Consider the following 12292-nt stretch of genomic DNA (forward strand, 5'->3'; position numbering starts at 1 on the left):
CTTTAACCTTTGTAATCATCCTCCCTTCATAAGGACGGGCTGACTGCAAAGTTTAGGGACTTCCAAATAAAAAAATACAATTATTGATTGTGGAGTGGGCAACATGAGCGCCCAGTTAATGTGGCGCTCATGTTGCCCACCCCACAAGATTGGATCATTTGTGGAAAAAGTATTTGCCAAAAAGCCAGGGTTTTTGCCGGATAAAGAAAACCGAGTTCTTAATTTTGGATAAAGTCGAGCGAAGAAAGTGGGAACGACTGCGTGAGACATATTTATATTTTTGATTGGCAACCCTACAAAATACTACATACAGTTTTCTGCAAAATAGCACGTACTATTATGCGATCGCACCATACAAATTAGGCAACTATATATGCATAAATGGTGAATGCATTACCTAGTCATTTCCCTTAATCTGAGTATTAAAGAAACGGTTCATAAATCGAAAAACACAAAAAGCATAAATTTATTAACCGTTGCTGATAAAAATTTTGTAATCTTTATTAACTCAGATGAAGAGGTTTATCATGTTTTCTAAACTAGTTCGCAATACAGTTTTAGTAACAACTTTAGCATTCCCAATAGTACCATTAGCCAGTCAAAATGCTCTTGCAAACGATATCCGTGATTTCTTGGTTTACAACAACAATGAGTTAGAAATTACTCAACTATATGTATCCTCAGCAAAATCTAGATATTGGGGTAATAATATTCTCAATTCAGATATTGTTAACGGTTCATTTGACATGATTACATTTGGTAATAGCAGTAATCAATGTACCTATGATGTTAAAGCAATTTATAGCGATGGCACTTATGATCTCATGCGTCAAGCTAATCTTTGCAGCACCTATGGAATAACTTTTTACGGTCATGGAGGCGACTATCAAGAATATTAGGAATTTCCCAATGGGATTTTGATGATTGCACTTTTATGCAATCATCAAGAAATCTATTATGGTATTTTAATTAAATAATAATATTCTCTTCCACGCTGAGGTCTGGGAACACAATTACAGAGGCTCTACTAATATCATGTCTGTTGATTACTAATTAAACAGAAGTCTGATATAGCACTAGACACTATCTTTTACACACTATATAAACAATGGGTTCCTACCTTCGATTTCAAAAGCTTTTTTTAATATTATTTTCCTGCATCAACATCACTCCAATCCCAGTATTTGCCCAATCGACACCGCCATCTGGAATCACAATTCCTCCCGATATTCCAGGGAAAGTAGAAGAAACCATTCCTCAACCATCACCGTCACCAAGTATTCCTCCCACACCACCTGCACAAACTGTTCCTATACTCCCATCACGCCAGCAGGAAAATCAACCCAATACCACTTTTCCTAGCGGCGAAAGTTTCTTTGTCAAAGAAATTCAAATTACAGGCTATTCTGTTTTGAAAGATGAAATTATCGCGTTAAAACAACCCTTAGAAAATACAAACGTTACATTTGAGCAATTATTGCAACTGCGATCGCAAATTACCAAACTCTATGTTGATAATGGCTATATCAGCAGTGGTGCATTTATTCCCAACAATCAAGATATCGCTAGCGGTGTTGTGCAAATCCAAGTTGTGGAAGGCGAACTTGAAGGAATTTCCATTTTAGGGTTACAAAGATTGCAAACTGCATACGTGCGTTCCCGGATTGCACGGCTGGCAGGTAAGCCTTTAAACCAAAAACGTCTCGAAGAAGCGCTGCAATTATTACAACTTGACCCCGTAATTGAACGAGTCAATGCCGAGTTAACCGCAGGTAGCACTCCAGGTAGCAATATTTTACAGGTGACAATTACCGAATCCCCACCATTCCATGCTGGGGTGAACTTTGCAAATAATCAATCACCTAGCGTTGGTTCAGAACAAGGAAGTGTTTTTATTGCTCACGATAATTTATTAGGGTTTGGAGATAAATTCAGCGCTGAATATGCTGGTAGTGAAGGGTTAGATATTTACAATATCAATTATTCTATTCCCTTTAACGCTCTAGATGGAACTATTGGTGTCCGCTATAGTAACAGTGCTAGCCGGATTATTGAAAGCGAATTTCGTGACTTAGATATCCGCAGCGAAGCCGAAACCCTTTCTTTTAATATCCGTCAACCGCTAACCCACACGCCAAACAACGAATTTGCTCTCTCGTTGGCATTCGATTTACGGCGCAGTCAAACCTACATCCTCAATGATATTCCCTTCTCATTTACAGAAGGCCCCGAAGATGGGCAATCAAGAGTTACGGTAATTCGCTTTTCGCAAGATTGGTTACAACGTAATGCTAACAGTGTCTTAGCGGCGCGATCGCAATTTAGTTTTGGCATCGATGCTTTTGATCCAACTATCAACGATAGTGGTACTGATGGGCGTTTTTTCTCCTGGGTAGGACAATTTCAATGGGTGCAACGGCTATCTCCCCGCATTTTGATGTTGGCCAAAGTTAACACTCAACTTACTCCTGATTCTTTACTTTCGCTAGAAAAAATCAGTATTGGGGGAGTTGATACAGTGCGCGGCTATAGTCAAAATCAAATTGTTGCTGACAATGGGGTAGTTGGAGGTGTGGAAGTTCGTATTCCCCTAGCATCGAATGTGGAAACTTTACAGCTAATACCCTTTTTTGATATCGGTACAGCTTGGAACAATCGCGGTATTAATGCCGACCCACAAACCATTGCTAGCCTGGGTTTAGGCTTGAACTGGCAACCTTTAAACGGTTTAGTATTGCGTGCAGACTATGGTATACCATTTATGGGCACAAGCGATCGCGGTACTTCACTGCAAGAGAATGGCTTTAATTTTTCAGTCCGCTATCAACCATTTTGAACCACATCTACAGAAAAAGCGATCGCACTATAAATCAAGCTATTCTTCTGCTTCAAAAATAACACCTTCATACAGAGCCCGTAAATGTGGGCGTAAAGCTGTGTAAAAGTTAAGTGCAATATCATTGTGGGGAATTGTACCATCTGTCATTGCAAAAACTTCGCCGTTGACATATTCCTAACGAAATTATTGCTGGAGTTCCCATGCAAAATATTCCTCAATGGTCATTTTTGGCAGTTGCTGGGGGATGGCTACCATAGTCAGATTTTTCCAATTTGTTTTGATTTTAGCGAATCAACACTAATTAGAACATTCTCGACTCAATAGCAATTGTCCATTATTCAGCCGATATAATCCTTGTGGTTCAATAATTGCATCGCCTTTCTTCCAAGGACGGGATGTAGTTTCAACACCTCTCACCTCGCCAGTTGTGTAGTTAGAAACCAAAACCCCAGGACGATTTGTAGTCAAAGCACCAGAACCCGTGATAGTAAAAGAGTTTTCTTGCCGCTTGGTGCTGCGTGAAATGCAACTATTGGCGATGAGTGCGTTGGTATCGATGACTGGAGGTAATTCGGTAAAGCTATTTTGGATGGAACTGGTATCAGGTGCGTTAATGCTAATTACACCTGCAACACCTAGTTCCGAACTGGCGGTAACATCACTTTTTTCGGTTGGCTTTGGACGCGACTCGATACCAAAGACACCTTGTGAATTGATTTCGACATTTCCACCTATTCCTGTGAAGGCATTGGCTGTGATGTCGCTGTTTTCTTTGGGGATGGCGATGATAAATCTTGAATTGATGTCGATGTTACCACCATTGCCACCTGATTGCGCTGTACCTGCGGTGGTCGAAATTTGGCTATTATTACGCAAGAGTAAGCGATCGCTAGCAGTTAAATTAATATTTCCCCCATCGCCAGAATTAGTTATTGCTGCAATAGCTGCTTTGTTATCAAGTGCTGTGGAACTAGAATTAATATTAATATCTCCGGCTTTCCCTTGCCCAAAGCTGCTTGAACTGATTCCCCCGCGATTTAAAAATAAAGAATCTGTTGTCAGGTTAATATTACCTCCATTGCCTACAGCTATTGGATTGACTGTGCTAAAAACACCGCTAGAAAAACCTGTGGTGCTAATACCGTCAATCAAAATGCGATCGCGTGCATCAATGGTGATATTACCCCCATCGCCTCTAGAATAAGTACCAGCATTGACTATTCCCCCATTGGTTAAAAATAAAGAACCTGTTGTCAGGTTAATATTGCCTCCCTTACCCTCAGCTTCACCTTCTAAGGTACTAAAAGCACCGCTTAAGCTTCCATTACTACCGACACCATCAATACTAATAGCATCGTTAGCATTAACTATAATGTCACCTGCATTACCTTGACCTAAACTGGTCGCAACAAGTTGTCCGCCGTTGCTTAGTTTTAAGGAATTGGTTGTTATTTGGATATCCCCACCTTTGCCAACACCTCCATCCAACAAAAAACTAAAAGTGCCACTTGTGTTATTGCCACTAGAACCATCGACAATGACAGCATTGCGGGTATCAATCTTGATATTTCCAGCATTTTGTTTTGCCGAGGTGAAGATTCTACCGCCATTTGTTAACGTTAGCGTTCCTGTTTTAACCTCAATATTTCCACCATTCGCGCTTCCAATGGCAAAGGTATATGCCCCAGTCAAAGAGTTTTTAGCATTGGTTCCGTCAAAGGTAACAGCATCGCGCGTATCGATAAAGATATTACCACCATTACCTTGACCGTCACTAAAAGCGCTGAGTGCAGCATAATTTTTTACAAATAATTCTCTAGCGTTGATGCGGATATTTCCAGCCTTACCCGTGCTATTGTTTAGCGCATTAGTGCCTACGGAAGCAAGTGAACCATTTTCTCCACCATCAAAAGTTACTGTATCGCCGGCATTGATGGTGATATTGCCTCCATTTCCCTGTCCCAATGTGTTTGCAGAAATGGTTGCACCATTAACGGAAACTGTATCGCGGGCGTTGATGGTGATATTGCCGCCATTTCCCTGTCCATCTGTGTCTCCAGCAATGGCAGCACCGTTGGTGACGGAAAGTGATCCTGTTGTAATTTCGATGTCACCTCCTTTACCTTCACCACTCAGCAAATAACTAAATAAACCGCTAATACCAATTTTGTCAAGACCAAAAGTTCCACCCTTGACGACACCATCAAAAGTTACTCTATCACGAGCATTAATGGTTATATTTCCACCATTACCTTTTCCTTCGCTATGTGAAGAAGATACTCTACCGCCATTTGTGAAAAACAGCGATCCCGTTTCAATTTGAATATTTCCGGCGTTACCATTGTATGCTTCCGTACTGGCACCACTAGATAAACCATTACCGCCAATTCCATCAAAAGTAATAGTATTGCCAACATCAAGAAAGATATTACCTCCATTTCCTTGTCCGCCGTTGCTAGCATTTAATCGTCCGCCATCTTTTAATAGTAAATTACCCGCAGTGATGCGAATCTCACCACCATTACCTATGGGATTATTAGTAACGAAACTTGATACTGTACTGCCATCTTTTTTTCTGCCTCCAAAACCTGAAAATGTAACATTATCGCGGGCATTAATAGTGATATTCCCTCCATTTCCAACTCCAGCAGTAAAGCTAGATATTTCAGCACCATTAGTAACAGAAAGCGATCCCGTTGTCACTTGAATATTTCCTGCTTTCCCGACACCTCCAATGTTTAAGTTGCTTTGCAAACCACTGGATTTATCGTAATCCAAGTCATTAAGATCAAACTTCCCCGCGTCGATGAAAACGCCATCTAGCTTGACATTATCAGAGGCTTCAATGGTAATATTTCCGGCATTACCTTGTCCTGATACATCTGTTGATATTTGACTACCGTTAGTTAACGAGAATGAACCTGTTTTCAGGTAAATATTTCCTCCGTTACCTACCCCCCCATTAAACACCTCACTACTAACATCACTATTATTATCGAAGACTATATTATCAAGGGCATTAATGCTGATATTTCCAGCATTTCCTTTGCCAAACATACTACTAGCAATAAACGCTCCATTAGTAGCTTTTAGCGTACCTGTTGTGATTTCTATATTACCTCCATTACCTCCAATAGTGGATTGCACATTATTAATAATTCGGCTAAATGTATTACCGTTATTACCATTTAACGAAATATTATTACGAGCATTAATGATGATATTACCAGAATTACCTTTTCCGCTAGTCCTACTTTGAATTTGCGAACCATCGTTTATTTCCAAGGATCTAGTATTAATAGTAACGTTCCCACCATTACCTATTGCACCCTCATCTAGCAGGGAAAAAATTCCGTTAAGTTCCCCTGGTCTTGAGTTACGAAAACTGATATCACCTTGAGCATTGATATTGACATTTCCTCCATTACCTTGTCCGAAGATACTAGCACTGATTCTTCCACCATCGCTTAACGTCAATGTCCCAGTCGTAATATTGATATCGCCAGCATTACCAAATGCTCTTTCTTGCACGACGTTAGCAATGAGGCTTTCATCTCTTAACGTTGTATCTCCTGTGGCATTAATAGTAATATCTCCACCTTTAGTATTGAGAGTACCTAAACCTATATCTATTCCTGCTCTGAGTATACTTTGCCCTACTAAGTTTACATTTCGAGCTTCAATTTTGATATTCCCGCCACCCGCACCGCGAACATTCACTTCTGCACCATTAGTCAACGAAACATTGGCGCGTTCCACATTCTCAGGTATAACTAAACCCAAATTATCACCAGCAATATTCAATCCCACATTTTCCGGTGCAGCCAAACCTACTAACTCAACATTTCCGCCATAAGCGTGAATTCCACCACCATCTATATTGATATTTCCACCAACCAGCAGCAAACTTTCACCATCAGCAACTCGCAAACCCGTAACATCTTGTCCGATAAGATTTGTCCCTGCGGGTGCTTGGGATTGATTGATAATTCCCCCACTTGCTTGGATTTGATTAAACAGCAATACTGAAGGATTAATAGTCAACAATGGCACGGCTTGGGGATTTGTGGCACTAAAAACCCCTTGATTGCCAAACTGCACACCGTTGGCAGTCGTCCCCACAAATGAACCCTGCACATCTAAACTGGCATTTTTTCCAAACACAATGCCATTGGGATTTATCAAAAATAAATTCGGGCTAGAATTACCAAATGTGCCGAGTGTACCCAAAATTTCTGAACGGTTATTACCTGTCACTCGTGCCAAAATATTCTGAATATCTGCGCTAGGACTGAAAAAATATGCCCCCCGCCCCGCGCTGATATTAAATTCTTGAAAGCTGTGAAATAGATTGATTTGGCGGGTTGCACCACCAGTAATTACTTCTATGGGTAGTCCCTGAAAGTTGCCTATAACTTGAGAGGACTCAGCGCCAAGTGTGTTATCAGGAACGATATTGCTTTGCTGTGCCTGGGTTTTGCTAGTGAAGAGACTTACACTTAAGCAGCCCAGCAACGCTGCCAATCCGAACTGCAAACACCTGTTTAATCCGTAGTTGCTCGTCATTGGGTGCTATTTATATAGATTACTTGAGTATCTAATAGAACTGCACCTTTGGATCATTAACAACGTTAATTATGCACTTTTCTGCATTTTCCAGGTATCAAAACTGCACACAAACAAGCAGAAAAAGTGGATGTGTAGCATGAAGATGTCGGATATTGTGTAACTCATCGGCAACAGTAAAACTACTGAACGTTAATTAGTCACTTGCTTTTTAGGCTAAGTAATTACACTTCTTAAAGTTTTTACAAGTTAATTGCATATTTTAGCCTGAATTATCAATTCATTAGTCACAACTTTCAGAAATATGGATACGCTTCGCTTAAGTAAAAACACTGCTGGTAAAACTGCATTTCCTTTTGTACACAATTCTGATGATACTGTGCTTGTAGGCGATCGCTATCTCACTATCGAAGAAGTAATTAGTGTAGCCCGTTATGGGGCACAGGTACGTTTAACTGACAACCTCAAAAGTTTAGCCAATGTCCAAGCATCCTGCGATTTTATTCATCATGCGGTTGAATCTGGCGACCCGATTTATGGGGTGACAACTGGTTTCGGTGGTATGGCCAACGTGGTGATTTCTCCTGAATCTGCGGCTTTGCTGCAAAATAATTTGATGTGGTATCACAAGGTGGGTGCAGGAAAAAAATTACCTCTGGCTGATGTCCGTGCTGCGATGCTTCTCCGTGCAAATTCCCATATTACTGGTGCATCGGGGATTCGTTTGGAACTCATCAAGCGAATGCTGGTATTTTTAAATGCTGGTGTTACACCCCATGTCTGCGAATTTGGCTCAATCGGTGCGAGTGGTGATTTAACGCCTTTAGCATATATCACTGGGGCATTGATTGGTTTAAATTCTAACTACACCGTAGATTTTAACGGTGAAGAAATGGATGCACCAACAGCACTGAAAAAGCTGGGTTTAGAGCCATTGCAATTACTTCCAAAAGAAGGGTTAGCAATGATGAATGGGACTTCGGTAATGACTGGAATTGCAGCTAATTGTGTACAACAGACGAAAGTTTTATTAGCCTTAAGTGTAGCTACCCATGCTTTAGCAATTCAAGGTTTATCAGGTACTAATCAATCGTTTCATCCATTCATTCACAAACTAAAACCTCATTCTGGGCAAGTTTGGACTGCTTCACAAATGCTAGATTTATTATTAGGTTCACATTTAATTCGTGATGAGTTAGATGGTTCCCATAATTATCGAGATGAGCATCCAATTCAAGACCGTTATTCTTTGCGTTGTTTAGCACAGTATATGGGGCCAATTGTGGATGGGATTGAGGAAATTGCTAAACAGGTTGAGGTAGAAATCAACTCTGTGACTGATAATCCGTTGATTGATGTTGAAAATCAAGCGAGTTATCATGGCGGTAATTTTTTAGGGCAATATATTGGCGTAGGAATGGATCGACTGCGTTATTATATTGGGATGTTGGCGAAACATTTGGATGTGCAAATCGCTTATTTAGTTGCACCAGAGTTTAATAATGGGCTGTCTCCGTCGTTAGTTGGCAATCAACAGCGCCGTGTAAATATGGGTTTGAAGGGGTTACAAATTACTGGCAATTCGATTATGCCCCTATTAACTTTCTATGGAAATTCTATTGCTGATAGATATCCTACCCATGCGGAACAATACAACCAGAATATTAATAGTCAAGGGTTTGCTTCGGCGAATTTAGCGCGAACCAGTGTAGAAGTTTTTCAGCAATATATGGCTGTGGCTTTGATGTTTGGGGTGCAATCCGTGGATTTGCGTACATACACGCTCGCAGGACATTATGATGCGCGTGCAACTTTGTCTCCCGCAACTAGGGATTTATATATGGCGGTACGGAATGTGGTGGGGCGATCGCCATCTAAGGAACGCCCCTATGTGTGGGATGACAACGAACAAGCTCTGGATTTGCATATTAGTAAAATTGCGGTTGATATTGCGGCTGGTGGAGAAATTGTGACTGCTGTTAGTCGAGTTTTATCTAGTTTGAATAAATAAAGATAAACGAACCGCAGAGGGCGCAAAGAAAGACACTTTGAGCGAGATTTTATTTTGTTTCAGAAGCAAATTTTTCTATTCCCCATTCCCTAGCTATGAATATCGCACATCATGTAGAACGCGGTCATCGACTATATCCCAACAAGACCGCCATAGTTTACGAAGATAAGTCTTATACCTACAGGCAACTTGACCGTTTAGTGAATTGTACAGCCAATGCTTTGCGTGGATTGGGCATTGTAAAAGGCGATCGCGTGGCGTTGTTTTTACCCAATATACCGGAGTTTGCGATCGCTTATTTGGGGATTTTGAAAATTGGTGCGATCGCAGTTTCACTAAATGTCATGCTGAAGTCTGCCGAGGTTAGTTACATTCTCAATGATTGCGCTGCTAAAGCTATTGTCACCACAGAATCGGGTCGTTTGCAATTAACAGAGGCTGATTTACCCCATTTACAACATATTCTCATTGCTGAAGGTGTAGTTAATAACGACATAGATTTTGCAGATTTGATTTCAAACGCTTCTCCCATCACCCGCGCTATGGAGATGGAATGGAACTCTCCAGCTAGTATTGTCTATACTTCTGGTACCACAGGCTTCCCCAAAGGTGCAACACTTTCCCACGGTAATATCATTTCTAATATCTCTGCACATAATCGTTGTTGCGAGATGAGTCGAACTGATAGATTGCTACTGTATGTACCACTGTTTCATTGCTTTGGTCAAAATGCGATTTTCAATGCTGGTCTAAATGTTTGTGCAACTATCATTTTGCAAAGGAGATTTGATTTAGATCAAGTCTTAGAAAGCATTGAAAAATATCAAGCCACTATGTTTTTTGGTGTACCGACTGTATTTATTCGATTACTGAATCAAGACACCTCTAAATATAACTTTGACAGCCTGCGTTATTACTTTAGCGCTGCCGCCCCAATGCCTGTAGAAATTGCCAAATCTTGGCAAGACAAGTATAAAAAGGTGATTCATGAAGGATATGGTTTAACCGAAGCTTCACCCTGCGCTAGCTATAACCACAATTTAAAATATAAGTTTGGTTCCATTGGTGTCCCAATTACAAATGTCAAAATGCGAATTGTGGATGCTAACGGTTTTCAAGTATCAGCAGGAGAATTGGGTGAAATAGTAATCAAAGGTTCCAATGTGATGCTTGGTTATTGGAATCGTCCTCAAGAAACTCAAAAAGTAATTAAAAATGGTTGGTTGCACAGTGGTGATATTGGTCGTATGGATGAAGAAGGCTTCTTCTACATCGCCGATCGATTAAAAGATATGATTAACGTCTGTGGATTTAAGGTATATCCAACAGAAGTAGAAAATGCCATTTATAAACATCAGGCTGTTGCTGAAGTTGCTATCTATGGACTTCCCGATCCCATAAAAGGCGAGATAGTCAAAGCCAACATTGTAGTTAAAAATGGTCACAAAATTACAGAAAAAGAAATTCTAGAATTTTGCTCTCAACAAATAGCAACTTACAAGATTCCCCAAACAATTAAATTTGTGAATTCACTGCCCAAAAATCCTACAGGCAAGGTGATAAAGCGATTTTTACGTGATGAAGAATTTACCAGTACATCCAATAAATTTCTAAGTTTTCCCACACAGTTAAGATAAATCTAGCAATTCTCAATTATTCACTGAAACCTCTCCTCATTCTTCTCTCTGCGTCGCGCCAGTTGCTGCAAGTCAGGAACCCGCCCAATGCACTGGCTTATCTGTGCAATTGCTACTTTACCTAAAACTTCAATTAACTCATCAAACATATCCAAAAATCATGAATACAACTACATCTATGACAATTCAAAAACCCAAAACTGACGAACTACTATTATGGAATCTTATTTTTGCAGATACAGGTCGTCAAGTACTGCTAGTTGCTTATGATATTAAACTATTCCCTCTCCTATCTCAAAAACCACGTAGTTTAGCAGAAATTTGTGATGAACTAAAAATTTTCCAACGTCCAGCCGAAGCTGTATTAGCAGTTCTTATATCTATCGAATTAGTAGAATTAGAAAATAGTTATTATTCACTTACTCCTCTTGCAAAAGACTATTTGGTCGAAAGTAGTCCCACATATTTCGGTGCTTTATTAGAAATGATGATCTTTGATGAACGCAAGCATATATCCTCATTTGATACTTTAAAAAAGTCTTTATTTACCAATAATTCTCCTAGCAAAAATATGATGGAATCTTTGAGTAAAAATCATGATTTCATGCGTGCCATCACCTTTGGTAATAATGTTAAATTTATCCGTAGCTTTATCTCTAGTATGCATGGGCCAAGTATGGCGGCTGCATTAATTTGGCCAGAACTCATTGATTTGTCTGAATATAAATTGTTTATTGATATTGGTGGAGGTTCGGCGGCTCATTCAATTGGTGCAACGTCAAAATGGCCGAATTTACAAGCTGTTGTTCTCGAACTACCTACAGTATGCGAAATAGCTCAGGAATTTATCATACATTATGGCTTGCAGAATCGGATTGCAACACAAGACTTTGATATGTGGAGTGATCCTTTTCCCGTAGGCGATCTTCATTTTTACAGTGCGATTTATCATCATTGGCAACAAGATAAATGCCAAATTCTCACAAAAAAAAGCTTTAATAGCTTATTGAGTGGAGGGCGGATTATCCTCCATGAAATGCTATTTAACGAACAAAAAACAGGCCCTTTCCCAGTAGCAGTTAAAAACCTAAATATATCTTTAAAGCTGGGAGGTCAACAATATTCAGGTCAGGAATTATCAATGATGTTGGAACAAGCAGGTTTTATTGACATTGAAATTAAACCAGCTTCAAGTTACTGGAGCATCATTACTGGTCGTAAACCCTAATTCTTGCTCAA

General features: G+C 40.0%; 7 protein-coding genes and 1 pseudogene. 5 read left to right on the forward strand and 3 right to left on the reverse strand.

The genetic code is table 11. From position 1 onward, the window contains the following. The first annotated feature begins 527 nt into the window (after positions 1-527). Both IQ274_RS14555 and IQ274_RS14560 read left to right on the forward strand, forming a co-directional pair. The gene (locus IQ274_RS14555) at positions 528-899 is read left to right on the forward strand and encodes a hypothetical protein (protein ID WP_163926855.1); all 372 of its coding nucleotides are present in this window, start codon (positions 528-530) and stop codon (positions 897-899) included. 209 nt (positions 900-1108) lie between these two features. Beyond that, positions 1109-2836, forward strand: a complete 1728-nt coding sequence (locus tag IQ274_RS14560; protein WP_194142668.1) for a ShlB/FhaC/HecB family hemolysin secretion/activation protein — start codon at positions 1109-1111, stop codon at positions 2834-2836. A 75-nt stretch (positions 2837-2911) separates the two neighbouring features. On the opposite strand, the pseudogene IQ274_RS14565 reads toward IQ274_RS14560, so the two are convergent. Both IQ274_RS14565 and IQ274_RS14570 read right to left on the reverse strand, forming a co-directional pair. Further along, positions 2912-3094: pseudogene (locus IQ274_RS14565) on the reverse strand (Uma2 family endonuclease); the annotation flags it as partial. A gap of 42 nt (positions 3095-3136) precedes the next feature. Further along, complete coding sequence (locus IQ274_RS14570) at positions 3137-7405, reverse strand: beta strand repeat-containing protein (protein ID WP_194142669.1); 4269 nt, start codon at positions 7403-7405, stop codon at positions 3137-3139. 304 nt (positions 7406-7709) lie between these two features. On the opposite strand from IQ274_RS14570, the gene IQ274_RS14575 reads away from it, so the two are divergent. After that, complete coding sequence (locus IQ274_RS14575) at positions 7710-9416, forward strand: HAL/PAL/TAL family ammonia-lyase (RefSeq protein WP_194142670.1); 1707 nt, start codon at positions 7710-7712, stop codon at positions 9414-9416. A 95-nt stretch (positions 9417-9511) separates the two neighbouring features. Then, on the forward strand, positions 9512-11053 hold the full coding sequence (locus tag IQ274_RS14580; RefSeq protein ID WP_194142671.1) for a class I adenylate-forming enzyme family protein: 1542 nt from the start codon (positions 9512-9514) through the stop codon (positions 11051-11053). 20 nt (positions 11054-11073) lie between these two features. On the opposite strand, the gene IQ274_RS37360 is transcribed toward IQ274_RS14580, so the two are convergent. Beyond that, positions 11074-11202, reverse strand: coding sequence for a hypothetical protein (locus IQ274_RS37360; protein ID WP_265578545.1), 129 nt, complete (start codon positions 11200-11202; stop codon positions 11074-11076). Between the two features lie 11 nt (positions 11203-11213). Here IQ274_RS37360 and IQ274_RS14585 point away from each other — a divergent pair, with 11 nt between their 5' ends. Beyond that, a complete protein-coding gene (locus tag IQ274_RS14585; protein ID WP_228058195.1) occupies positions 11214-12281 on the forward strand; it encodes a methyltransferase in 1068 nt (355 codons plus the stop codon). Positions 12282-12292: the final 11 nt, after the last annotated feature.

It is taken from the genome of Nostoc sp. LEGE 12447, assembly GCF_015206985.1.
Taxonomy (GTDB): domain Bacteria; phylum Cyanobacteriota; class Cyanobacteriia; order Cyanobacteriales; family Nostocaceae; genus Nostoc.